The sequence below is a fragment of the Micromonospora sp. bgisy143 genome (genome assembly GCF_057708145.1).
Genome location: NZ_JBYIRN010000042.1, coordinates 11,977 through 36,759, shown reverse-complemented (window position 1 = coordinate 36,759; position 24,783 = coordinate 11,977). Strand labels below are relative to the sequence as shown.

Annotated in this window: 19 protein-coding genes; 9 read left to right on the top strand and 10 right to left on the bottom strand. The window is 72.2% G+C overall.

Annotated elements, in window-relative coordinates:
• Positions 1–767: 767 nt before the first annotated feature.
• The 3 genes from AC3EN4_RS30235 to AC3EN4_RS30225 all read left to right on the top strand — a co-directional run bounded on the left by AC3EN4_RS30235 (position 768) and on the right by AC3EN4_RS30225 (position 5,516).
• The gene (locus tag AC3EN4_RS30235; protein ID WP_435209788.1) at positions 768–1,814 is read left to right on the top strand and encodes a polysaccharide deacetylase family protein; all 1,047 of its coding nucleotides are present in this window, start codon (positions 768–770) and stop codon (positions 1,812–1,814) included.
• A 151-nt stretch (positions 1,815–1,965) separates the two neighbouring features.
• A complete protein-coding gene (locus AC3EN4_RS30230; RefSeq protein WP_435209786.1) occupies positions 1,966–3,885 on the top strand; it encodes a copper resistance CopC family protein in 1,920 nt (639 codons plus the stop codon).
• Between the two features lie 167 nt (positions 3,886–4,052).
• Positions 4,053–5,516: a PepSY-associated TM helix domain-containing protein gene (locus AC3EN4_RS30225; RefSeq protein ID WP_435209784.1), complete on the top strand. Its 1,464-nt coding sequence runs from the start codon at positions 4,053–4,055 to the stop codon at positions 5,514–5,516.
• A gap of 28 nt (positions 5,517–5,544) precedes the next feature.
• Here the strand turns inward: AC3EN4_RS30225 and AC3EN4_RS30220 are convergent, their stop codons facing one another.
• Positions 5,545–6,012, bottom strand: a complete 468-nt coding sequence (locus AC3EN4_RS30220) for a MarR family winged helix-turn-helix transcriptional regulator (protein ID WP_435209782.1) — start codon at positions 6,010–6,012, stop codon at positions 5,545–5,547.
• 98 nt (positions 6,013–6,110) lie between these two features.
• Here AC3EN4_RS30220 and AC3EN4_RS30215 point away from each other — a divergent pair, with 98 nt between their 5' ends.
• A complete protein-coding gene (locus tag AC3EN4_RS30215) occupies positions 6,111–6,956 on the top strand; it encodes an SDR family oxidoreductase (RefSeq protein ID WP_435209781.1) in 846 nt (281 codons plus the stop codon).
• 168 nt (positions 6,957–7,124) lie between these two features.
• The gene (locus AC3EN4_RS30210) at positions 7,125–7,496 is read left to right on the top strand and encodes an ArsR/SmtB family transcription factor (protein ID WP_422735372.1); all 372 of its coding nucleotides are present in this window, start codon (positions 7,125–7,127) and stop codon (positions 7,494–7,496) included.
• A gap of 29 nt (positions 7,497–7,525) precedes the next feature.
• Here the strand turns inward: AC3EN4_RS30210 and AC3EN4_RS30205 are convergent, their stop codons facing one another.
• Together AC3EN4_RS30205 and AC3EN4_RS30200 are read right to left on the bottom strand one after the other, a co-directional pair.
• Entirely contained in the window at positions 7,526–8,344 is an 819-nt protein-coding gene (locus AC3EN4_RS30205) for an SAM-dependent methyltransferase (RefSeq protein ID WP_435209778.1), read from the bottom strand.
• Positions 8,345–8,421: 77 nt separating this feature from the next.
• Entirely contained in the window at positions 8,422–9,414 is a 993-nt protein-coding gene (locus AC3EN4_RS30200; protein WP_435209776.1) for a PaaX family transcriptional regulator, read from the bottom strand.
• Positions 9,415–9,690: 276 nt separating this feature from the next.
• Here AC3EN4_RS30200 and AC3EN4_RS30195 point away from each other — a divergent pair, with 276 nt between their 5' ends.
• Entirely contained in the window at positions 9,691–11,079 is a 1,389-nt protein-coding gene (locus tag AC3EN4_RS30195; protein WP_435209775.1) for an extracellular catalytic domain type 1 short-chain-length polyhydroxyalkanoate depolymerase, read from the top strand.
• Positions 11,080–11,146: 67 nt separating this feature from the next.
• On the opposite strand, the gene AC3EN4_RS30190 is transcribed toward AC3EN4_RS30195, so the two are convergent.
• The 3 genes from AC3EN4_RS30190 to AC3EN4_RS30180 form a co-directional block, all read right to left on the bottom strand.
• The gene (locus tag AC3EN4_RS30190; RefSeq protein ID WP_422735376.1) at positions 11,147–11,761 is read right to left on the bottom strand and encodes a dihydrofolate reductase family protein; all 615 of its coding nucleotides are present in this window, start codon (positions 11,759–11,761) and stop codon (positions 11,147–11,149) included.
• Positions 11,762–11,902: 141 nt separating this feature from the next.
• Positions 11,903–14,179 carry a catalase/peroxidase HPI gene (katG, locus tag AC3EN4_RS30185; protein ID WP_435209773.1) on the bottom strand — a complete coding sequence of 759 codons (2,277 nt, stop codon included), beginning with the start codon at positions 14,177–14,179 and terminating at the stop codon, positions 11,903–11,905.
• Entirely contained in the window at positions 14,176–14,628 is a 453-nt protein-coding gene (locus AC3EN4_RS30180) for a Fur family transcriptional regulator (RefSeq protein WP_422735378.1), read from the bottom strand. Before AC3EN4_RS30180 ends, katG begins: the two co-directional genes overlap by 4 nt.
• A gap of 529 nt (positions 14,629–15,157) precedes the next feature.
• On the opposite strand from AC3EN4_RS30180, the gene AC3EN4_RS30175 reads away from it, so the two are divergent.
• Positions 15,158–16,198, top strand: coding sequence for a glycoside hydrolase family 11 protein (locus AC3EN4_RS30175; protein ID WP_435209771.1), 1,041 nt, complete (start codon positions 15,158–15,160; stop codon positions 16,196–16,198).
• Between the two features lie 67 nt (positions 16,199–16,265).
• Here AC3EN4_RS30175 and AC3EN4_RS30170 read toward each other — a convergent pair whose 3' ends face one another.
• The 3 genes from AC3EN4_RS30170 to AC3EN4_RS30160 are packed head-to-tail and all read right to left on the bottom strand — an operon-like array spanning position 16,266 to position 19,453.
• A complete protein-coding gene (locus tag AC3EN4_RS30170) occupies positions 16,266–18,005 on the bottom strand; it encodes a multicopper oxidase family protein (protein WP_435209769.1) in 1,740 nt (579 codons plus the stop codon).
• Complete coding sequence (locus tag AC3EN4_RS30165; protein WP_435209768.1) at positions 18,002–18,454, bottom strand: DUF6220 domain-containing protein; 453 nt, start codon at positions 18,452–18,454, stop codon at positions 18,002–18,004. Before AC3EN4_RS30165 ends, AC3EN4_RS30170 begins: the two co-directional genes overlap by 4 nt.
• Positions 18,455–18,463: 9 nt before the next feature.
• Positions 18,464–19,453, bottom strand: a complete 990-nt coding sequence (locus tag AC3EN4_RS30160; protein ID WP_435209766.1) for a carboxymuconolactone decarboxylase family protein — start codon at positions 19,451–19,453, stop codon at positions 18,464–18,466.
• A 144-nt stretch (positions 19,454–19,597) separates the two neighbouring features.
• Between AC3EN4_RS30160 and AC3EN4_RS30155 the strand changes: the two genes are divergently transcribed.
• On the top strand, positions 19,598–20,725 hold the full coding sequence (locus tag AC3EN4_RS30155; RefSeq protein WP_435209765.1) for a sensor histidine kinase: 1,128 nt from the start codon (positions 19,598–19,600) through the stop codon (positions 20,723–20,725).
• Between the two features lie 16 nt (positions 20,726–20,741).
• The gene (locus AC3EN4_RS30150) at positions 20,742–21,404 is read left to right on the top strand and encodes a response regulator (RefSeq protein WP_435209763.1); all 663 of its coding nucleotides are present in this window, start codon (positions 20,742–20,744) and stop codon (positions 21,402–21,404) included.
• 36 nt (positions 21,405–21,440) lie between these two features.
• Here the strand turns inward: AC3EN4_RS30150 and AC3EN4_RS30145 are convergent, their stop codons facing one another.
• On the bottom strand, positions 21,441–24,440 hold the full coding sequence (locus AC3EN4_RS30145; RefSeq protein WP_422735385.1) for a glycoside hydrolase family 95 protein: 3,000 nt from the start codon (positions 24,438–24,440) through the stop codon (positions 21,441–21,443).
• Positions 24,441–24,783 lie beyond the last annotated feature (343 nt).

The window sequence follows — 24,783 nt, the reverse complement described above, 5'->3', positions numbered from 1 at the left end:
GGATGGGGACGGGGGCGGCGGGGCGCGGCGGCCCAGCAACCGCCGCGCCACCAGCGCCTGTCGGCGCCGAGCCGGACCGCCCGGTCCGCCGCTCCGGGCGGCCCCGCAGCGCAGTCGCCACCCGGCCGGGCGGGCCTCCCGGCGGGTGGATTCCTGCGCGCACCGACGTCGTGCGACGCGACGGCGTCGGCCGGCCCGCCCCGCCATCGGCGGCCGGCGTTCGGGTCGCCGTGGACGACCCTGATCGACGCTCATCGAGGTCCGTCGGTGGCGAAAGTATTGGTACGACGCGAGCGCGGTGTCAACGTTTCTCGGAAACTTTGCGAAAGGTCGGACGGCATATCGACTGACCGCCAATAGTCGTCTTCGCTGGCCGTGGCACCGGCCTGGCAAGCAGGCTCACAACCGGGAGCGCAGATTGTCGTCGCACGATCAGATTGACGCCGATAGTTCCGATGAATTTCCGGATCACGTCGACCTCCGCTTGACTGCTGACGCCCGTCGGGTCGGCGGTCGACACCTCGGCGCAGATGGATCGCCACTGCTCCGCGCCGGATGGCCGATCGGCGACGCCCGCGCCGGGCTCCCGGAGGACTTCCGGAAGTTATTGACGGTCCCGAATTTGCGCTGCAATACTCCGATCCACTGCGATCGATGCGGTCCGATGTCCGCGAGATCGCCGTCGATCTCCGCACCCACCACCACAACGTCCGGACCGTGCTGTCCTGCCACACCGGGACGGACCCGGGCCGGTAGAAGGGGCACAGATGAGCACCGTCTCCGCTGGCACGCTCGTACGGTCCAGGCCACTACGGGCCGCGCTGTCCATCCTCGTCACCGCCGCCGCGGCCTGCGGCATCGTCATCGCGGCCACCGCCACCCCGTCCAGCGCCGCCACCTGCAACGGCTATGTCGGCCTCACCTTCGACGACGGCCCGACCGGCAGCACCAGCGCCCTGCTGAACGTGCTGCGCGCCAACGGCGTACGGGCCACCATGTTCAACGTCGGGCAGAACGTGCAGAACAACCGGTCGGCGGCGCAGGCACAGGTGGCCGCCGGCATGTGGGTCGGTAACCACAGCTGGAACCACGCCCACATGACGTCGATGAGCCAGTCCCAGATGCAGTCCGACCTGTCCCAGACGAGCTCGGCCATCCAGTCGGCGACCGGCGTTCGACCCCAGTTGTTCCGGCCCCCGTACGGGGAGACCAACTCCACCCTCCAGTCGGTCGCCTCCTCGCTCGGGATGCGGCAGGTGATCTGGGACGTCGACTCCCAGGACTGGAACGGCGCCAGCGTCAGCCAGATCGTGTCGAACGCCAGCCGCCTCCAGGCCGGCCAGGTCATCCTCATGCACGACGGCATCCAGAACACCCGGGACGCCATCGGGCAGATCATGGCCAACCTGACCAGCCGCAACCTCTGCCCGGGCATGATCTCGCCGTCCACCGGCCGGGCGGTCGCTCCCGACGGCGCCACCCCGCCGCCGAGCAGCACCACGCCGCCCCCCGGCGCGACGACCCCTCCGCCCAGCGGCGGCTCCTGCACCGCCACCGCGTCGACCACCAACGTGTGGGGCGACCGGTACAACACCTCGGTGACGGTCAGCGGCAGCAACACCTGGACCGTGGTCGTGGCCCTCACCTCGCCGCAGCGGGTCTCCACCGTGTGGAACGCCACCGCCACCTGGGACAGCAGCGGCACCGTGATGACCGTACGGTCCAACGGCAGCGGCAACACCTTCGGCTTCACCACGATGTTCAACGGCAACAGCAACGCCCGGCCACAGATCCGCTCCTGTACCGCCGGCTGACACCTCGACCCCGTCCCGCGTGGCAGCACGGCCACACGGGACGGGGCCGACCGGGCTCGCCGGCCCAACGCGACGCCGCCACCCCCTTTTTCTTTCCCGAAAAAAGATCGGCTCCTCTTGAAAAAAGCCTCGCCGTGGCGACGATATTCAGATGCGTCGTCTCCCCCAGAGCTTCGGCCGGCTGGTCTCGGGCCTGCTCGCGCTCGCCCTCGCCACGGCGGTCACCCTGCTCGCGTCCGCGCACCCCGCCGCGGCGCACGGGACGCTCGCGATGTCGACACCGGCCGACGGCGCGACGGTCAAGGATGCGGTGCCGACGGTGGCGCTGTACTTCACCGAGAAGGTCAGCGCCAACGCGTACTTCACGATCACCGCGCCGAACGGCGTACGCGTCGACAACGGTTGGACCTACGGGGAGCCGAAGCCGCTGACCAAACCGGTGCGGGAGTACTTCCTCGTCGACGGGCAGTTCCAGCCCCGCGAGTACACGACGGGCTTTCCGGCGGTGGTCTCGGTCGCGCACCTACCGGCGGCGGGACAGTATTCGGTGAGCTACCTGTCGGTGGCCTCGGACGGCGACGCGGTGCGCGGCACCATGACCTTCCGCTACTCCGGCCGCGCGACGGCCGCTCCGACGGGTTGGCAGCCACCGACCCAGCAGCCGGACCCCGCGCTGTTGGCGGCCATCGAGCAGCACTCGTCCTCGGGCGAGCCGCCCGCCACGTCGGCCGCGCCCACCGGGTCGCCGGTTGCGCCTTCCGCACCGGCGGCGGCGTCCTCGGACGACGAGGGCGGTTCCGGCGCCCTGCTCTGGATCGGCGGCGCGGTCGCCGTCCTGGCGGCCATCGCCGGTTACGTCACCTGGCGTCGTCGCTCCCCGGCCGCCGGCAGCGCCTCGGGCCGGGCCCGTGGGTCGAAGACGCCCGCCGGGCGGCGCGGGGCCGCGCCCCGGTCCGGCGGCGGCCGCAAGGGCAGGGCCGGCGGCCGACCGCGCGGCGGCGCGGTGCCCGCCGCGCGCAGCCGGGTCGCGGTCGGGTCCTCGTCGGCCGTACCGGTCCCGGTGCGTGGATCGTCCGCCGAACCGTCGCGGCCCGAGCCCGACGACACCTCGTCGGTACGAGGGGAGCGGCTCACCAACGCCCGCCTGGCGCTGCTCGTCGGCGGGTTGGTGGTGGCGCTGCTGGCCGGCTTCGGCCTCGCCCGCATCGGTGCGGACGACGCGTCCCCGGCCGGTGACGCGCGGCGGCCGGCGGGTCCCGGCGGCGCGTCGTCCAGTTCCGCCCTCTCGGCGGGGGTCGGCCACGACCACGCCCCCGGAACCGGACCGCACTCGCACCCGGGGGACGCCGGCGCGGGCGAGACCCTGGCCGCCGGGACGACGGTCAGCGTCGGCGGGTACACGTTGCAGCCCCTGGAGCGGTCCCAGCCGAGCGGCTTACGCGCCGACTACCGGTTCCGGATCATCGGGACCGACCGGCAGCCGGTGACGCGGTTCGCCGTCGTGCACGACAAGCCCCTGCACCTGATCGTGGTCGGTCGTGACCTGGGCGGCTACCAGCACCTGCACCCGAGCATGGCGGCCGACGGCACCTGGAGCGTCCCGCTGACCCTAGCCCGGCCCGGCGGTTACCGCGTCTTCGCCGACTTCTCCGTCGACGCCCCCGACGGCCGGCAGGTGCCTCTCGTGCTGGGCGTCGACCACCACGTGCCGGGCGGATACGCGCCGGTCGCGTTGCCACCGGCGCAGGCGCAGGCGACGGCCGGGAAGTTCACGGTGTCGATGACCGGCACACCCACGGCCGGCGTGACGGCACCGGTCCGCTTCCAGATCAGCCGCACGGGCGCCACCGGGCCGGTGCAGCCGCAGCGCTACCTGGGCGCGTACGGGCACCTGGTGGTCGTCCGCGAGGGTGACCTCGGCTACGTGCACGTGCACCCGGAACGGGACCTCGTCGACGGCGCGGTGGCCTTCTGGCTGACCGTCCCCAGTGCCGGCCGGTACCGGGCCTTCTTCGACTTCCAGGTCGACGGCACGGTGCAGACCGCCGAGTACACCATCGACCTGCCCTGACCGGCGGCGTACGTCGCCGCGTCCCGATCCGATCCGGGAAGTGGCGGGAACCACACCGGCCCGTGTCACGACTACCTCACCGGGCCACACGCGACAGACCACGCCGGGCGAACCGCCAGCACCGGGAGCGCCCTCGGGCGCCTCCCGACAATCCCGATCGGAAAAACATGTCTCTGACCGAGCTGTCCGGCGCACCGACGCCGGAACCCGCCCCGGCGGAACCGCCGACCCCGCCGACCCGGCGTACCTCGCCGTTCGGCGCGCTGCTGCTCCGGCTGCACTTCTACGCCGGCGTCCTCGTCGCGCCGTTCCTCGTGGTCGCCGCGTTGACCGGGCTCGCCTACACGGTCGCGCCGCAACTCGACGGCGCGCTCTACGGCGACCGGTTGACCGTGGGCGCGCGCGGTGACCGTCCACTCCCCCTCGCCGACCAGATCGCCGCCGCCCGCGCCGCGCATCCCACCGGAACCATCGCCACCGTCCAACCCGGGGACGGCGACCGGACCACCCGGGTGGCGTTCGCCCTGCCCGAGCTCGGCGAGAAGGTGCGCACCGTCTACGTCGACCCGTACACCGCCGAGGTCCGGGGTCAGCTGACCACCTGGTTCGGCTCCACGCCGGCCACCACCTGGCTGGACGACCTGCACCGCAACCTGCACCTGGGCGCGGTGGGCCGGCACTACTCGGAGCTGGCGGCGAGTTGGCTCTGGGTGCTCGCCCTCGGCGGGCTGGTCCTGTGGTGGCGACGACGCGCCGCCTCCCGGTCCGCCGCGCGGCACCTGTTCGTGCCGAACCTGTCCACCGGCCGGGGTGTGCGCCGTACCCGGGGGTGGCACGCCACCACCGGTGTCTGGCTGGTCGTCGGCCTGCTGTTCCTCTCGGTGACCGGACTGACCTGGTCGCGCTACGCGGGCGGCAATTTCGGGGCCGGCCTGGACGCCCTCGACGCGCGCTCCCCGGAGATCTCCACCAGCCTCACCGCCGTCCCCGCCGAGACCGGTGGCGGTCACCACCACGGCGACGCCCCGGCGGGTGGGGTGGTCGACCCGGCGGCCTTCGACCGGGTCCTGGCGGCCGCCCGTACGGCCGGCCTCTCCGGCCCGGTCGAGATGACCCCGGCGCAGGAGCCGGGCACCGCGTGGACCGTCACGCAGATCGACAACACCTGGCCGGTGGCGAAGGACCGGGTCGCCGTCGACCCCGCCGGCGCGACGATCACCGCGCGCAGCGACTTCGCCGACTGGCCCCTGCTGGCGAAACTGAGCGGCCTCGGCACCCAGGCCCACATGGGTGTGCTCTTCGGCCCGGTCAACCAGATCCTGCTCGCCGCGCTCGCCCTCGGGCTGCTCTGCGTGATCCTCTGGGGCTACCGGATGTGGTGGCAGCGCCGGCCGACCCGGGTCGACCGCCGCGCGCTGGTGGGGGCACCGCCGGCCCGTGGCGGCGTACGGCGGCTGCCACTGTGGGCGGTGCTGCTCGGCGCGGCGGTGACCGTGGCGGTGGGTTGGGCACTGCCTCTGTTCGGCCTCAGCCTGCTCGCCTTCGGAGCCGTCGACGTCATCGTGGGCGTGGTGTCCCGGCGTCGGCGTGCCGACCTGACGCCCGTCTCCCCGGCGCCGGCCGGGAGCTGACCCGTCCGGCCTCGGCATCCGGGGGCGCTCAGCCCTCGGTGTCGTGGCCGCTCGGCGGCAGGTGCGCCAGGCTGTCGCGCAGCGCGGTCCGGAACTCCTCGTACCGGTCGGGGCCGAGCGCGTCGGAGAGCTGCCGCTCGATCGCCGCCACGAAGCCGTCGGACGCCGTCATGAGCCGCAGTCCCCGCTCGGTCGGCACGATCAGCTTCGCCCGGCGGTCGGCCGGGTCCGGGGTACGCCGGACGTAGCCCAGCCGCTCCAGCTCGTCGAGGATCGCGCCCATCGTCTGCTTGTTCCGCCCGGCCAGTCGCGCCAGCTCGCCGGGGCGCGTCCCCTCCGGGTCGAGGTAGGCCAGGACCGCGCCGTGGCGGGGTCGCACGTCGTCGAAGCCCTCGTGGGCGGACCGCGTGAAAATCTCCCGCTGGACACGCCCGGAGAGCTGCACGGCCAGGATGCCGAGATCGGGGTCCTGCTCCTTACGTGTGCTGCGCTTCATATCTTGGTCCAATCATTGGACGGTACAAGTTTTGGACTATAACGTCGTGCCGGTCATCAGCGGGCCCGAGCGGGCCCCCCTGAATCCGGAGGACGACCATGACCATTCTGATCACCGGAGCGACCGGCACGGTCTCGCGGGAGGTGCTGCGCGAACTCGCCGGCAACGAGCAGGTGCGGGCGCTCGTCCGGGACCCGTCCCGAGCACCCGCGCTGGACGGCGTCGAGTACGTCGTCGGCGACCTGGACCGTCCGTCGACGCTGACGCCGGCGTTCGAGGGCGTACGCACCCTGTGGCTGCTCACCCCGATGGGCCCGATCGCGCCCAGCCAGAGCATGAACGCGGTCTGGGCCGCCCGGCAGGCCGGCGTGCAGCACATCGTCCGACTCTCCGCGATCGGCGCCGCGCACGACGCACCCACCCGCAACGGCCGGCTGCACGCGCTCTCCGACGCGGAGGTGCAGGCGTCCGGCATCCCCTGGACGATCCTGCGCCCGAGTCACTTCATGCAGAACCTGCTCGGGTCGCTGGCCGGCGAGCAGCTGTACGGGCTCTTCGGCGCGGCGCGGGTCGGCCTGGTCGACGCGCGGGACATCGCCGCCATCGGGGCCGCGATCCTCGCCGCGCCACAGCCGCACCAGGGCATGATCTACACGCCCACCGGTCCGGAGAGCATCACCCTGGACCAGGCGGCCCAGGACATCGGCCGGACGATCGGCCGCCCGGTGCGGTACGTCCCGCAGAGCCCCGAGCAGACCCGGGACGGGCTCCTCGCCGCCGGGCTGGACGAGTGGTCGGCGGAGGTCCTCGCCGAGTACCGGGTCGCCTACGGCGACGGCTGGGGCGACTTCACCAACGACGACGTCGCCCGGGTGACCGGCCGACCGGCACGAACCTTCGCCGAGTTCGCGCACGACCACCGCGAGCAGTTCGCGGCGGCCTGAGTCGGCACACCGCCGCGACGCAGCCCGTACGCCCGCGCCGATGCGCTCTGCGGTGACCGCGCCGGAGAGCGCATCGGCGGTGGCCGACGCGTCGGTGTCGTGCGAAGCACATCATCGGTCCGGCGATTTGTCCGGTTCAGCCGCTCGATTCGCCAAGTTGGTGGAACGATGACTGTCGTGGGAACTGCCGATACTGCCATGCCTGCCATCTCGCCACTCGCCGGTGAGCCGATCAAGCGCGCCGACGCCGAACGGCTCGCCGGGGTGCTGAAGGCGTTCGCCGACCCGGCCCGCCTGCGTCTGCTCAGTCTGATCCAGGCCGCCCCGGACGGCGAGGCCTCGGTCACCGACCTCACCGCGCCGCTCAACCTCTCGCAGCCGACCGTGAGCCATCACCTGCGGATCCTCACCGAGGCCGGCCTGATCGAGCGGGAGAAGCGTGGGGTCTGGGCCTACTACCGCATCGTGCCCTCGGCGATCGCGGCGATCGCCGACCTGCTGACCCCGCCCCGCAAGCGACCGACGAAGAAGACCCGCTGAGCGGGTCCGCTCGTCGGTGAGGCGGTGCGTCAGCGGACGCGGGCGACCGCGCCGTTGAACGACACGTCCCGCACGGACGGACGCGGCTGCGGCGCGTCGTCGGCGTGCCAGCGCGCCACCGAGACGATGCCCGGCTCGACGAGGTCCAGCCCGTCCAACAGGGCCGCGAACTGCTCGGTGCTGCGTGCCTGGAAGCGGCCGTCGCGGTTGTTGGCGGCCAACTCGGCGGTGACGGCCGGCGGCAGGTGTTCCCAGGTCACGTGCGAGGCCACCAGGTAGCTGCCGGACGGCAGCGCGGCGACGAGCCGGTCGAGGATGCCCTTGGGGTCCTCGTCGTCGCGGATGAAGTGCAGGATGGCCACCAGCATCAGCGCGACCGGCTCGGTCAGGTCCAACGTCGCGCGCAGCTCGGGATGGGCGAGGATCTCGCCCGGTGCCCGCAGGTCGGCGTCGAGGTACGCCGTCCGCCCCTCGGGCGTGCTGGACAACAGCGCGCGGGCGTGGGCGAGCACGATCGGATCGTTGTCGACGTAGACGACCCGGGCCGACGGGTCGATGGCCTGCGCCACCTCGTGGGTGTTGTCGGCGGTCGGGATGCCGGTGCCGATGTCCAGGAACTGCCGGACACCGCGCCGGGCCAGGAAGCGCACCGTCCGTTGCAGGAACATCCGGTTCTCGATCGCGGCGAGCCGGATGGTGGGCATCGCCGCCGCGAGGGCGTCGCCGGAGGCCCGGTCGGCAGCGAAGTTGTCCTTGCCGCCGAGCAGGTAGTTGTACCTGCGCGCCGGGTGCGCGACCGACGTGTCGATCCGGTCGGTGGCCGCGGGGTGCCCGCCGTACGACGTCATCCGACCTCCCCGTCGTCGTGCGTTCCTCCACAAGGTACACAGATCGGCGGCGGGGCGGGGACCCGGCGACGGCGCGCTCAGGAGGCGCAGTCCGGGGCCATGTCGGCCGGCTCCAGGTCGCGCAGCCCGGCCAGGATGTCGGCGGTGGTGTGCGCCCGGATGCCGGACTGCGCCTCCTCGGCGAACCGGGCGACGACCGCGCGGACGTGCCGCTCGGCGGGTGCGGCGAGGCCGTCGTAGATGGTCTCGAAGAGTTCCCGCGCCGGCCGCCGCAGCCAGCCGGCCGGCAGGAGGTCCAGGGGCAGCCGCGGGTCGAGGGTGGGAAAACGGCGGAAGGTGTCCATGACCTCGGTACGCGTCCGTACGGCCGTCGCGCCGTCGACACCCGTGGACCGCGTCTGCGGCACCAGCGGCGTCCACCGGCGCAGGAACTCCTCGTAGTGCCGGCCGATCGCCTCGATGTCCCAGGCGTCGATCGGCGTGCGCTGGGCGATGGCGTCGAGGTCGGCCTGTCGGCCCCGGAACACCGTGACAGCGCCGGGGGTGAACCGGGCGAGCTGGGCTCTGCCCTGCGGGCTCAGCTCGTACGGCGAGACCCACAAGCCGTCGTACAGGGGCGCGTACCCGAGCCAGCGGAGCTGACCCCGCAGGGCCCGCCGCTGCGCGCCACGGTCCTGGGGCAGGGAGAAGGCGACGATGGTCCAGCAGCCGTCCCACGCGGGCACCTCGGTGGTGGCGGCCAGGATCCAACTGCCGCCGCTGGACAGGTACGCGGCGGCGGCGCGGCTGAGCCGGTAGGAGCTGCGCCGACCCTCCCGACTGCCCTCCAGCACGCCGCGCCGGGCCAGCCGGCTGATCGCGGCGCGCGCACCCGCGGTGCTCACACCGGATTCGGCGAGCAGGGCGACGAGGGCCGCGGACGGGACCCGCGCCCGGGTCCGCAGCGTGTAGTCGGCCAGCAGGGTCACCGCGAGATCCTGCGGGGAGCTGCCGGTCTGCCGTCGGGGCAGTCGCGGCGGCTCGTCCCCGTCGTCGGGATAGATCTCCTCGATCGTGAAGGGGTTTGCCACAGGCGCTCCCGGCTCGGCTCAGGGACGGTGCACCGACTGTAGACGGACCGCCCGGACGGCGGTGTCGGCACCAACACCTCCTGATCGAGAGACGTCGATTGACACTTCAGCGACCGCGAGGAACACTATCTGCTACGCGACGCCGTACGCAGCCGGGCACAGGGCGAGCACACGTAGTGGGCGAGGCGCGATCACCACGGGAGTCGGGCGCACCCGTGACCGCACAGCGCGCGACCCCACACCCACCCCGCACAGGTGATCGAAGGAGTCATCCCCGTGAAGATCCGAAGGAAACTGCTGCTCGGCCTGGTCACGTCACTGGTGGCGGCCGGCCTGGTGGCCCCCGCGCTGCAACCCGCGTACGCCGCCTCGCTCGCCGAGGTGACCGCGTTCGGCGACAACCCGGGCCGCATGCGCATGCACGTCTACGTGCCGGACGCCCGCCCGGCCAAGCCGGCGATCGTGGTGGCCATGCACGGCTGCGGCGGGTCGGGCCCCGGCTTCTACTCCGGGAGCGAGTTCGCCGCCCAGGCCGACCGGTACGGGTTCATCGTGATCTACCCGACGGCGACCCAGCAGGCCGGCTTCGGCAACTGCTTCGACACCTGGTCGGACGCCGCCAAGCGCCGTGGCGGCGGCAGCGACCCGGTGTCGATCATTTCGATGATCCGCTACGCGCAGCAGCAGTACGGCGGCGACCCCGACCGGGTGTACGCCACCGGCAGCTCGTCCGGCGGCATGATGACCAACCACATGCTGGCCCTGTACCCCGACGTCTTCAAGGCCGGCGCGGCGTTCATGGGCGTCCCCTACAACTGCTTCGCCAACGCGGCGGACTATCCGCCCGGGAGCAGCCAGTGCACCGGCGGGAACATGAACCGGACCCCGCAGCAGTGGGGTGACGCCGTGCGCGGGGCGTACCCGGGCTACTCCGGCCCCCGCCCGCGGGTGCAGTTGTGGCACGGCACCAGCGACACGCTCGTCCCGTTCTCGCTGTTGCAGGAGACGATCGAGCAGTGGACCAACGTGTTCGGGCTCAGCCAGACACCGACCTCCACCGACACGCCGCAGGCCAACTGGAACCGCCGCCGGTACGCCGACGCCAACGGAACCGTCCAGGTCGAGGCGTACAGCATCCAGGGCGCGGGCCACAGCCTGCCGGCCGGCGGCATGGCCGCCGCCGCCGTCGCCTTCTTCGGCCTGACCGCCCCGCCGAACCCGACCACGCCGCCGCCGAACCCGACGACCCCGCCGCCCAACCCGACCACGCCGCCGCCGAACCCGACGACCCCGCCGCCCAACCCGACCACGCCGCCGCCGAACCCGACCACGCCGCCGCCGAGTTCGGGCGCGTGCCGGGTGGGCGTCGCGATCAACGCCTGGAACAACGGGCTGACCGAGAACCTCACCATCACCAACACCGGAACCAGCGCCGTCAACGGCTGGTCGCTCGTCTTCACCCTGCCCGGTGGCCAGAGCATCACCTCGGGCTGGAACGCGACCTACTCCCCCACGTCCGGTCAGGTGACGGCCCGCAACGCCTCGTACAACGCCAGCATTCCGCCGAACGGGTCGGTGACCGTCGGCTTCCAGGCCACGCACACCGGCAATACCGCGCGGCCGAGTTCGTTCACCCTCAACGGCGCGACCTGCACGATCGCCTGAGCACGGCGGTCCGGTCCACCGGAGACCGAGCCGGCCCCGTCGCCCAGGGCGGCGGGGCCGGCACGACTCAGTTGCCGGCGGGTACCTGGTCGACGATCTCGTCGTACCCGACCGCGCCGGGCGCCGTCGTCGGCGCGTAGATCACGCGGAGCACGCCCGTCGGGAACACCTCGGTCGCGGTGACCCGCAGGTGGTACGGCGTGTCGCCGTCGTCGAAGAGCCGGCGCCCCTTGCGGGCCGCCACCGGGTGCACCAGCAGACGCAACTCGTCGACCAGACCGGCCGCGAGGAGCTGCTGGACGACCGAGATGGACCCGGGGATGAGGATGCCCTTGATCCCGGGATCGGCCTTGAGCGCGGCGACGGCCTCGGCGAGGTCACCGGCGACGAGTTCCGAGTTGCGCCAAGAGAAGTCCAGCGGCTGACGGGAGACGACGACCTTGCGCGTGTCACCGAGTTGCTTGGCGAACCCGGCGTCCTCGCCACCGGCGGCCTCCCGGTCCGGCCAGGCCCCGGCGAAGCTGTCGTAGGTCACCCGGCCGATGAGCAGCACGTCGGAGGTGTCGTAGTCCTCCGTGACCGCGCGGCCCATGTTCTCGTCGAAGTACGGGAAGTGCCAGTCCGGGTCGATCTCGGCCACGCCGTCGGCCGAGATGAACAGCGTGGAGATGACCTTCGCCATCGCGGTGCTCCTTCACATCACATGCTGTGGGCTCTTGGACGGGCACAGCATCGCAAACGGGTCCGACGGTCGGGGCCCGCTGCGTCGGGAAACGCGGACGAGCCCCGGCCGATTCGGCCGGGGCTCGTCGGTGACGCGGGATCAGGCGATGTCGAACCGGTCGAGCTCCATGACCTTCGTCCAGGCGGCCACGAAGTCGTGCACGAACTTCTCGCGCGCGTCCTGGCTGGCGTAGACCTCGGCGAGGGCGCGCAGCTGGGAGTTGGAGCCGAAGATGAGGTCGACCGCGGTGGCGGTCCACTTCACCTCGTCCGTGGCCAGGTCCCGGATCTCGTACACGTGCTCGTCGGTCTCCGACGCCTTCCACCGGGTGCCCGGGGAGAGCAGGTTGGCGAAGAAGTCACCGGTCAGCACGCCCGGCCGGTCGGTGAGCACGCCGTGCGACGCACCCCCGACGTTGTTGCCGAGGGCACGCAGGCCGCCGACGAGGACGGTCATCTCCGGCGCGCTCAGGTTCAGCATGTACGCCCGGTCGATGAGCAGCACCTCCGGCTGGGTCTTCTCGCCGGCGCGCAGGTAGTTGCGGAAACCGTCCGCGCGCGGCTCGAGGACCCGGAAGGAGTCGACGTCGGTCTGCTCCTGGCTGGCGTCGGTGCGGCCCGGCCGGAACGGCACGGTCACCTCGACGCCCCCGTCGCGGGCCGCCTTCTCGACGGCGGCCGAGCCGGCCAGCACGATCAGGTCCGCGAGGGAGATCTTCGCCCCACCGGCGGCGTTGAACTCCTGCTGGATGCCCTCCAGCGTGCTCAGCACCGTCGCGAGCTGCTCGGGCTGGTTGACCTCCCAGCTGCGCTGCGGCTCCAAGCGGATGCGCGCGCCGTTGGCCCCGCCGCGCTTGTCCGTGTTGCGGAAGCTCGCGGCGGAGGCCCAGGCGGTGGAGACGAGCTGCTCGACCGTGAGGCCCGAGTCGAGGACCTTCGCCTTGAGGGCGGCGACGTCGGCGTCACCCACCAGCTCGTGGTCGACGGCCGGCACCGGGTCCTGCCAGAGCTGCGGCTCGGCGACCCACGGCCCGAGGAAGCGCTCGATCGGACCCATGTCGCGGTGCAGCAGCTTGTACCAGGCCTTGGCGAACGCCAGCGCGAACTCGTCGGGGTTCTCCAGGAAGCGCCGCGAGATCTTCTCGTACGCCGGGTCGACGCGCAGCGACAGGTCGGTCGTGAGCATCGTCGGCTTGTACTTCTTGGACGGGTCGAACGGGTCCGGGATGATCGCCTCGGCGTCCTTGGCGACCCACTGCTTCGCGCCACCCGGGCTGGTGGTCAGCTCCCACTCGTAGCCGAACAGGATCTCGAAGAAGCGGTTGCTCCACTGGGTCGGCACGTCGGTCCACGTCACCTCGAGACCGCTGGTGATCGTGTCGGCGCCCTTGCCGCTGCCGTGGGTGCTCAGCCAGCCCAGGCCCTGCGCCTCGATCGGGGCGCCCTCGGGCTCGGGGCCCACGTGGTTGTCCGCGACACCGGCGCCGTGGGTCTTGCCGAAGGTGTGTCCACCGGCGATGAGGGCGACGGTCTCCTCGTCGTTCATCGCCATCCGGCCGAAGGTCTCCCGGATGAAGTGCGCCGCCGCGGCCGGGTCGGCGTTACCGCGCGGGCCCTCCGGGTTGACGTAGATGAGGCCCATCTCGGTCGAGCCGACGCCGGGCGTCATCTCCTTCTCGGAGGCGTACCGCTCGTCGCCCAGCCAGGTGTCCTCCGGACCCCAGAAGATCTCCTCGGGCTCCCAGACGTCCTCGCGGCCGAAGCCGAAGCCGAAGGTCTTGAAGCCCATCGACTCCAGGGCGACGTTGCCGGCGAGCACGAGCAGGTCGGCCCAGGAGATCTTCTGGCCGTACTTCTGCTTGACCGGCCACAGCAGGCGGCGGGCCTTGTCCAGGTTGGCGTTGTCCGGCCAGCTGTTGAGCGGGGCGAACCGCTGACCACCGTCACCGGCGCCGCCACGGCCGTCCTCGATGCGGTAGGTGCCGGCGGCGTGCCAGCTCATCCGGATCATCAGGCCGCCGTAGTGGCCGAAGTCGGCCGGCCACCAGTCCTGCGAGGTGGTGAGGACCTCGGTGATGTCCCGCTTGAGGGCCTCGACGTCGAGCTTGGCGAACTCCTTGGCGTAGCTGAAGTCCGGCCCGAGCGGGTTGCCCTTGGGCGAGTGGGCGTGCAGCACCGAGAGGTCGAGCTGGTTGGGCCACCAGTCCCGGTTGGTACGCGGACGACCACCGGTCTTCGGGGTCGGCGAGTCGATCGCCGGGTTCTCGCTCTCGCTGCCCTGGGCGGTCACCGAGTCGTGCGCGACCGGGCAGCCCGCCGCGGCCTTCTGGTCCACGCCCTGCGCGCTGGCGGGGCGGTTGTCCTGGGTGTCGCTCATGTACTTCCTTCCGAACTGGCGGATCGCTGGGAGGTGCGGTCGGACGCGCAACCGGGGCAGGTGCCCCAGTAGACGACCTCCGCCTCGTCGACCACGAAGCCGTGGTCGTCCGAGGCGGTGAGACAGGGTGCGTGGCCGACGGCGCACTCGACGTCGGCGATGGCGCCGCAGGAGCGGCACACGACGTGGTGATGGTTGTCCCCCACCCGCGACTCGTAGCGGGCGGTCGCGCGGGCCGGCTGGATGCGCCGCACCAGACCCGCGTCGGTGAGCGCGCGCAGCACGTCGTACACCGCCTGGTGCGAGATGGTGGGGTGGTCCGCCCGGACCAGCGCGATCACCGTGTCGGTGTCGACGTGGGGGTGATCCCGCAGCACCGCGAGCACGGCCAGCCGGGGTCGCGTCACTCGTAACGAGACCCCTCTCAGCTGCGCTTCGAGGTCGGACATCACGCGCTGCACACTAGCTCACTTTTTTGGAACGGATCAAGTTTTGCCCACTCTCGGGTCGGCGTGGCGCAACCTTCACCCCGGGTTCACCCGGTGGTGGCGGGCGCGCCGGCGGTCGCGGGCCGCCGCGGCGGACTCCCCGCCGCCGGAGATAGTCCGGAAACTCTCCGGAAGTTCCGGCCGACATTCGTCCGATGATGTCCGCCAGCCCACCGCCCGCCGCCCTCGCCACGGTCGCCCCTGATCGACTACTGACCTCGGCAGACACGCATCCGTTCGAGGCCGACGGCGGACCGGGCACCGCCGCCAGGCTTCCGGAAAATGTTGACAAGTGGACGACCGGCTCAATACCGTCCCCATCGACGGCATTCAATCACCGTCGTCGTCCGTACCGCGACTGCCGCCTCCGGTCGTGGTGCGGGACAACCGGTCAACCACCACCACGCGGTGCGACGCCGTGGCCGACAGCCCGCCGCGTCGCACCGCACCGCTGGCCCCGCGCCAGCCGTGACGAGGAGGAAACACCTACATGATCGACACCGACCACACGCCCACCGCAGCGCCGAGGCGCGGCCGGATGCGGCTGCTCCTCGGCGCCGCCTGTGCGGTCGTCCTGGCCGTCACGGGCACGGTCACGGCCACCAGCGCGTACGCCGAGGCCGACCGGACGCTCACCTCGAACCTGACCGGCACGCACAACGGCTACTACTTCTCCTTCTGGAAGGACAGTGGCAACGCCAGCATGACGCTGCGCGAGAACGGCCGGTACTCCAGCAGCTGGGACCGCAGCACCAACAACTGGGTCGGCGGCAAGGGCTGGGCCACCGGCTCGCGCCGGACGGTCACCTACTCGGCCAACTACAACCCGGGGAACAACAACACCTACCTCGCGCTGTACGGGTGGACGCGTAACCCGCTCATCGAGTACTACGTGGTGGAGAACTTCGGCAGCTACAACCCGAGCAGCGGCGCCACCCGGTTGGGCACGGTCACCACCGACGGCGGCACCTACGACATCCTGCGCAGCCTGCGGACCAACGCCCCGTCGATCGACGGCAACCAGACGTTCTACCAGTACTGGAGCGTCCGTCAGAACAAGCGGTCGAGCGGCACCATCACCACGGCCAACCACTTCGACGCCTGGGCCCGTGCCGGCCTGAACCTCGGCACCAACCACGCGTACCAGATCATGGCGACCGAGGGCTACCAGAGCGCCGGCAGCTCCGACGTCACCGTGTCCGAGGGCGGTGGCGGCAACCCGACCTCCGGGCCGACCTCCGGACCGACGACCGGCAACCCGGGCGGCGGCAACTGCAACGCGACGCTCTCCGCCGGTCAGCAGTGGGGTGACCGGTTCAACCTGAACGTCGCGGTCAGCGGCACCAACAACTGGATCGTCAGCCTCAACCTCAACGGCGGCCAGTACATCCAGAACAGTTGGAACGCGTCCGTCAGCGGCACCAGCGGAACGGTGACCGCCCGACCGAACGGCAACGGCAACAACTTCGGCATCACGATCATGGCCAACGGCAACTGGACCTGGCCGACGATCAGCTGTCGCACCAGCTGACCCGTACCACCGCAGCACGCCCCGGCCCCCGCCGCCACGCGACGGGGGCCGGGCGCTGTCCGGGTGCTCAGGAGTACACGAGGTGCAGCATCATTCCGGCGTCGGCGTGCCCCAGGTTGTGGCAGTGGTTGGCCCACACGCCCGGATTGTCGGCCCGGAACGCCACCTCCCACACCTCACCGGGCCGGACGTCGAACGAGTCCAGCCAGAGCGGGCTTCCGGTGGCCGGCCGCCGGTCGCGGGCCAGCACGAGCACGTGATGGCCGTGCAGGTGCCACGGGTGCACGACCTGCGACCGGTTGACGATGGTGAACCGGACGACGTCGTCGCGGCGGACGACCTGCGGCGGGATGTCCGGATCGGCCGCGCCGTTGACGGTGTGGGCGTACCGGGGCAGCAGTCCGCGCAGGTCGAGACCGCGATCGAGGACGAGGGTGAAGTCCCGGTCGAAGCGGGACCAGGGCGCCGGGGCCGGCCGGCCGTAGCGGAGCGGGTCCAGGACCGGCCACCCGTCGGTCGCCGTCGACCCCGCGCCGGTCGAGTAGACGCGGCGTCCGTCGACGTGGAGCGCCACCGGGGTGGCCGGTGCATCGAACACCAGGTCGTAACGGCCCCCGGCCGGGATCAGCACGGCCGTGTCCCGCACCGGCGTCGGACCGCTCAGCTCGTGGCCGTCGATCGCGGCGACCCGGAAATCGGTGCCGGCCAGCGCGTACCGGTGTGTGGTGCTGTCCGTGTTGATCAACCGCAGCCGCACCGGAACGCCGGCCTCGACGGACTCCACCCGCGCGTCGGGCAGCGGACGATCCGCCAGGGTGTGCACCGGCACGACGACGTCGAGGCCGGTCGCCGGCCCGGGACGTACCACCAGGACACCGTAGAGGCCCATCCGTACGCCGACGTCGGACACCGAATGGGTGTGGTACCAGTAGGTGCCGGCCTGGTCGGCGCGGAACCGGTAGACGAACTCCTGACCGGGCAGCACCGCCGCCTGGGTCACCCCGGGCACCCCGTCCTGGCCGTTCGGCACGTCGTACCCGTGCCAGTGCAGGGTGACGCCCCGCCCGATGTCCCGGTTGCGCAGCGTCACCTCCACCACGTCGCCGACCGTGGCGGTCAACTCCGGTCCGGGTACCTGCGCGTCGAACGCCCACGCCGCGACGTCGTGACCGCCGACGCGCACCGAGGCGGTACCGGCCGTCAGGGTGAACCGTCGGGTGGGTTGGTCGGAGATCCGGGCCTGCGGGTACCCGTGTTCGTGGGGTGCGGCGGGTGCCGTCCCCGGGGTGACGGCCGACCCGGTGCCGGCCAGCAGCGCCGCGACCGCCACCGCGACCGCCACCCGGGACACCGTCCGGGACGGGCGCGCGGCGAGCAGACGCCACGAGACCGCCGTCGCCGCCACCACCCCGGCGACCGCGAGCAGCCCCACCGACGCCGACACCGGGTAGCCGTGCAGGACCGTCACCAGCAGGGCGGCGCTCACGGCGTACCCGGCGAACAGGAGCGGCACCGCGACGGACCGGATGTCGTCCGCGGCCCGCAGCAGCCGCGGCCCGGCGACGGCGACGGCCGCGAGCGACAGCGGTGCGGCGACGACGACCTTCTCGGCGGCGAACCACCAGCCGGCCCGGGCGAGCGCGACCACGGTGCTCGCGCGGGCGAGCGTGGCGAGCAGCGCGACGGCGGCCAGCGCGAGCGCGAGGGGCCGACGCCGGGCGGCCGCCGCGGCGCCGCCGCCCAGCCAGCCGGCGGCGGCCAGGACCGTCAGCACGAGGTCCGCCGCGAGCAGCGAGGCGGTCGTCATGCCGGCTCCCCCTGGGGTACGACCACAGCAGCGTCGGGCGTCGGCGTCCCGGCGGCCAGCCGGCGCGCTCCCCGCATCACGCCGACCACGACGTGTACCGCGATGATGCCGTTGACCGCGTGCAGCCCACCGATGGTCAGGCCGAACGGCGTGCTGGCGCCCACGGCGTCGGTGCCGGCACTGGCGAGCATGGCGAGCAGCGCCTGCACGACGACCAGGCCCAGCGGCAGGACCGCCAGCCCGACGAGCCGACCCGGCGCTTTCGCCAACGCGGCGAGCAGGACGGTGAGCAGGGTGAGGACGGGGATGACGGCCATGCCGTTGACGCTGTGCAGGGCGTACGCGCCGTCCCCGGCCGGCTTGGTGAACGCGCCGACGGCGGCGAAGACGAACTGGAGGGCGAACGCGGTGAGGAGCAGTCCGCTGCTGACGACAAATGCCTTACGCATGCTGGGCTCCTAGAGCTGCGCCGAGCTCAACGCCCGGGCGACGTGGTCGGTGGCGGTGATCGCCCCGTAGGCGACGATCCGGACGAGGTCGGCGTCGGCCGGGTGCGACAGCTTCCACAGGGCGACGTCGCCCGGGCTCACCGCACTGGGCGCGAACGCCGCCAGCAACGCGATCCGCGTGCCGACCCGGTCCCGGCCGGGCACGTCCCGGACCAGGTCGACGGCCCAGTCCGCGGGCCGGGTCGGGAACCGGCCGTCCTCCCAGCGCACGGTGGCTGTCACGGTCTGGCGGGCCACGTCACCCAGCAGCTCGCCGCCCCGGGTGGCGGCGTCGCGCAACGACGCGTACGCGACTCCGACCGGGCTGTCCCCGGCCCAGGCCGGCGGTGGTGTCGGGCTGGGGTCCAGGAGTGCGAGGCTGCGTCCGGGTTCCTTCGGCTCCCGCGCGGACCTGGCGTACAGCCGTCCCCCGACCGAGCGCACCAGCGGGGCGCGTTGCAGGCCGCCGGGGAGCAGGTCCGGGTCGAGCAGCGCCGAGACGACCCGGTTGACGAAGTGGAACGCGAGCAGGGTGCCGGTGACCTCGGGGCCGTACCGGCTGGTCCAGTCGCCGGCGCGGGGACTGCGGCTGGCCCGGGCCCAGCGGGCGAGTTCGGAGTGTCGCGGCTCGGCCGGCGTCTCGCCCCGGGCGACGACCTCGGCCAACCCGTGCTCGCCCAGGGCGTGCAGCAGCAGCACGTGGGCGTCGAGGCAGAACTGACAGCCGTTGGCCCGGGACACCACCGCCGCGACGAGTTCGCGGTCGACCCGGGACGTGTCGCCGGCGAGCAGGGCCTCGCGCAGCAGCGACCAGGTCGCGGCCAGCACCTCGGGCACGGCCGAGAGCGCCTGGAAGGTGGGCAGCGGTCCGAGGAAGTCCTCGCGGAGCTGTTGGTAGACCGCCGCGGTGCGACCGGTGGCCGCCCTGGTGGGGACGGGGGTGAAAAAGCGGTATGTCATGCGGTCGATGCTCGCGGCGACGGCCCGCGAAGGCGTCGTGCCGGCGCAGACACTTCCCGCCGCCCGGATACCACGACCGTGGTACGCCTGATCTACCGCGCGGGCGGGATGCTCCCGTGCGGACGGTCGTTCTACAGTGCGACCATGCGCCGCGACCTGCCGTACGTCGTCGGCGGCCTCGTCCTCGGCGGTCTCCTGCTCGGCAACGCCGCGCTCGCACCGGACGCCGCGACGGTCGGGGCCCTCGACGTCACCCTGGTGCTCGTCATGGCCGCCGCCCTCGGCGTGTGCCGACGCCATCCGGTGCTCGCGCTGGGCGTGGTGACCGTCGCCATGCTGGCCCTGCACGTCCGGGTGCACTTCGGGGTGTCCGCCGCGTTCCCCGTGCTCGGCGTGGTCTACCTGGCCGCGTGGCGGGGGTACCGGTTGGCCTCCGTCGTGGCCAGCGTCGCCTTCCTCGGCGGCTTCCTGGCCCACGACGTCTCGGTGGCGCCGGTCGACCGTCCGAACCAGCTCATCGTCGAGCGGACGGCGCTGCTGCTGGGCTGGTTCGTGGCGGCCAACGTCGCCGGACTGGTCGGCCGGCACCGTCGGGCCTACCTGGAGCAGGTCGAACAGCGGGCCCTCGAGGCCGAACGCACCCGTGAGGAGATGGCGTTGCGGCGGGCCGGCGAGGAGCGCCTGCGCATCGCGCGCGACCTGCACGACTCCCTGACGCACAGCATTTCGGTGATCAAGGTGCAGGCCGGCATCGCCGTGCATCTGGCCCGCAAGCAGGGCGACGAGCCGTCGGCCACGCTGCTGGCGATCCAGGAGGCCAGCGCCGCCGCGATGCGCGAACTCCGCACCACCCTGGACGTCCTGCGTACGCCCGACGACGACCGCGTCGGGCTGGCCCGGGTCGACGAACTCGCCGAACGGACCCGGGCGGTCGGCGTGCCGGTCCAGGTGACCGTCACCGGCCGGCCACGGCCCCTGCCCGACGAGGTCGACCAGGCCGGCTACCGGGTCGTCCAGGAGGCGCTGACCAATGTGGCCCGGCACGCCGGGCCCGCGACCGCACGCGTCCTGGTCGAGTACGCCCCGGCCGGGCTGACCGTCGCGGTCAGCGACGACGGGCAGGCGTCACCGGCCCGACCGCCGACGCCGGGGGTGGGACTGCGCGGCATGCGGGAGCGGGTCAGCGGGCTGGGCGGCACCCTGCGCGCCACCGCCAACGACGACCACGGGTTCACGGTGCGGGCCACGTTCCCGCTGGACGGGCCGGCATGACCGGGCGGTCACACCGATGATCCGGGTCCTGCTCGCCGACGACCAGGCGCTGATGCGGGCCGGTTTCCGGGCGCTGCTGGCCGCCGAGGACGACCTGGAGGTGGTGGGCGAGGCGACCGACGGCACGTCGGCCGTCCAACTCGCCCGACGTCTCCACCCGGACGTCGTGCTGATGGACGTGCAGATGCCCGGACTCGACGGGATCGAGGCGACCCGACGCATCGCCGCCGACCCCGACCTCGCCGCGACCCGCGTCCTCATCCTCACCAACTACGGGCTCGACTCGTACGTCTTCGCCGCCCTGCGCGCGGGCGCGAGCGGTTTCCTGCTCAAGGACGCCGACCCGGCCGACCTGTTGCAGGCCGTCGCCGTCGTGGCCGGTGGCGACGCGCTGCTCGCGCCGGCCGTGACCCGTACCCTGATCAGCGAGTTCGTGGCCGGGCCACCGCCGGCCGTGCCGACCGCCGGTCGGGACGTGCTGACCGCCCGGGAGCAGGAGATCGTCGAGCTGGTCGCCCGAGGGCTGACCAACGACGAGATCGCCCAGCGCATGGTGATCAGCCCGTTGACCGCCAAGACGCACGTGAACCGGGCCATGACCAAGCTGCACTGCCGGGACCGCGCGCAGTTGGTCGTGTGGGCGTACGAGTCGGGACTGATCACGCCGCGCCGCCGGTGACCGTGCCGTCACCGGCGGCGCGACGCGAGCTGAGTGTCAGGACCCGATCGCGATGGCGAAGACGTGCATCGTCGGCACGTTCGCCGCCGCACGGGCGCTGATGTTGGGCAGCACGACCTGGGTCACCGCCTTGTTCTGCAGGGCGACGCCCACGTAGTAGATGCACGCGGCGGTGGCCTGGCGACCGTTGTTGGGCCGGTTCTGGTACGCGGACACGATGGCGGCGGTCGCCCCGGACACCGGGCCGCCGTACCAGTCGGGCGTGCTGAGGGTGAACGTCTGGCGGGTGCCGTCCGCGTACACCACCGTTCCGGTGCCCGACACGGCCCCGTAGGTGCCGGTCAGGAGGAAGCCGAGCGTGCTGCCGGTGCCGCTGATGCCGATGGTCTGGCCCGAGGCGATGGCGTTGTCGGCGGTGCCGGGGCTGACGTTGGGCCAGCGGAAGTTCACCCCGTTGCGGCTCACCGTGCTGCCCGGGCTCGCGCCGGCCTGCGCCAGGGCCTGCGCCGACAGGGTGGCCCCGTTGCCGTCGAAGTTGCCGACGTTGGTGTTGCTGTCGTTGGTGATACCCGCGTTGGTGAAGCTCTGCTCCAGCGTCGGCGTGGTGGCGCCCGTGCTGGTGACCCGGTAGGTGCGTCCGGCCTGCACGGTCACCTCGATCAGGTCGGACTCGACCCGGGTCACCCGCGGTGACGTGCCGTCGGCGGTGTCGACGACGCTGACGGTGCCGGTCAGGAACCGCGACCGCAGCCGGACCGTGCCGGCGCGGTCCGGTCGTACCAGCACCTCGGTGGCCGCGCCGCTCGCCCAGGTGATGCTGACCGTGTGCCCGCCACGGCCGCGCAGCCCGGTCACCCGGCCGCTGGGCCAGGCCGGCGGCAGCGCGGGCAGGATGTGCAGCTCCCCGATGTGGCTCTGGAGCAGCATCTCGGCGATGCCGGCGGTGGCGCCGAAGTTGCCGTCGATCTGGAAGGGCGGGTGCAGGTCGAACATGTTCGGGGCGAGCCGGGCGGTGGTGGCGAGGTAGCGGATCAGGTCGTGGGCCCGCTTGCCCTCCTCCATCCGCGCCCAGAAGTTGATTTTCCAGGCCAGCGACCAACCGGTGCCGTCGTCGCCGCGCAGCGCCAGCGTACGACGGGCGGCCTCGAACAACTGCGGCGTGCCGCGCTTGGTGATCTGGTTGCTCGGCGCGAGGCCGTACAGGTGGGAGATGTGCCGGTGGTTGGGCTCGGTCTCCACCCAGTCGTAGAGCCACTCCATGATGTTGCCACGCGAGCCGACCTTCATCGGAGGGAGCCGGTCCCGGGTGGCCCGGACCTGGGCCCGGAAGGTGCTGTCCACGTCGAGGATCTCGCTGGCCCGGGCGACGCCGTCGAACAGGTCGCGCAGGATCTGGTTGTCCATGGTGGGGCCGGCGCACACGCTGGCGTTCGAGTGGTGGCTGAGTTCCGGCGAGTTCGACGGGTTGGTCACCAGGTAACCGAGGGTCGGCTCGGTCACGAGGGTGTTGAGGAAGAACTGTGCGGCGCCCTTCATGGCCGGGTAGTTCGTCCGCAGGAACTCGATGTCACCGTTGAACAGGTAGTGGTCCCAGATCAACGTGGACAGCCACGCGCCGCCGGTCTGCCACATGCCCCAGAACGCGCCGTCGACGACGGCGGTGGCCCGCCACGCGTCGGTGTTGTGGTGGGTGACCCAACCACTGGCCGAGCCGTACTGCACCTGGGCGGTCCGCGCTCCGGTGACGGCGAGTTCCCGGACCATGTCGAAGACCGGGTTGTGGCACTCGGCCAGGTTGGTGGTGTTGGCCGGCCAGTAGTTCATCGGCAGGTTGGCGTTGATCGTGTACTTCGAGTCCCAGGACGGCGTCAGCGAGTCGTTCCAGATGCCCTGGAGGTTCGCCGGCTGGGTGCCGGGGCGCGACGAGGAGATCAGCAGGTACCGCCCGAACTGGAACAGCAGCGCGGAGAACTGCGGGTCGTTGACGCTGTTGTGCTGGGCGATGCGTACGTCGGTCGTCTGGTCGGCGGCGGAGGTGCGGCCCAGGTCCAGCGTCACCCGGCCGAACAGCGCCTGGTAGTCGGCGACGTGCCGGGTGCGCAACTGGTCGTAGCTGTAGGCGCGGGCGGCGCTCAGGCGCTGCCGCGCGATGCCCCCGTAGTCGCCGCCGACGTTGCGGTAGTTGACGTAGCTGGAGCCGATGGAGACCAGCAGGACGACGCTGGTGGCGCCGGTGACCCGCAGGGTGCCGCCCGAGCTGGACACGCTGCCGCCGGTGACGGTGGCGTTGGCCAGGGCGAGGAAGCGGACCTGCCCGGTGACGCCCTCCTGGTTGCCGGAGACGCCGTCGAGGCCGATCGTCGTGCCGTCCGGGCTGGACACCGTGGTGCGCTGCGGGCTGTCGAAGGTGGCGGTGAAGCTGATCGAGTTGTTGCGGTCGGCGGTCAGTCGCATCGCGATGACCTGGTCCGGTGCGCTGGCGAAGACCTCCCGCTGGTAGCGGATGCCGTTCAGGACGTACGAGGTGGTGGCCGTCGCGGTGGTGAGGTCGAGCGTGCGGTTGTGCTGGGACGCTCCGCTGGCCGACCCGAACGCCAGCCGGAGATTGCCGACGGTCTGGTACGCCAACTGCCCGCCGGGGTTGCCCATCATGGTCTGGTTGATGAGGTCCTGGGCCTGGGTCCACTGGTTCGCGTTGACCAGCCGCCGGATCTCCGGCAGCGCGGCCGCGCCTCGGGTGTTGCTGGGATCGTGCGGGCCGCCGGCCCAGACGGTGTCCTCGTTGAGCTGGAGTCGTTCGGCGTCGACGTTGCCGAACACCATCGCGCCGAGCCGGCCGTTGCCGATCGGCAGGGCCCGCAGCCAGTCCGTGCCGGCACCCTCGTCGTACCAGAGGGCGAGGTCGTTGGCGGCCAGCACCTGCGGCGGCGCGACGGAGTCGGCGTTGGCGGTCGCCGTCCACGGCAGCGGCAGCAGCGCGCCACCCGCGCCGGCCGCGCCGATCTTGAGGGCCTGTCGCCGGGTCAGGTCTGACATCGATCCTCCAAACGGTGACCGGTGCGGCCACCCAAGCGCGACAACGACGACCCCCGATAGTGGATCCGCGCGGTGGCACCGACCGTGCAGCGCAGGTCGTAGGCAGACCCGTGGACGACCAAACGTCCGATGTGTTTCGGGAAGATTACTCCGGCGTCACGCAATAGGCAACGGTCGATCGCTGGCGGATCACTGATCGGCGACGGCGTGTGGCGACCCGGATGCGACCCGGGTGACAACGGGGTGGGGAGATGCGTTCACCACGGCAGGGGCGAGCGAGACCAGGGACGGCAATACGTCCGATGATTGGCCGCAGCCGCGCCGCGTCGGCCTCGTGGACCGG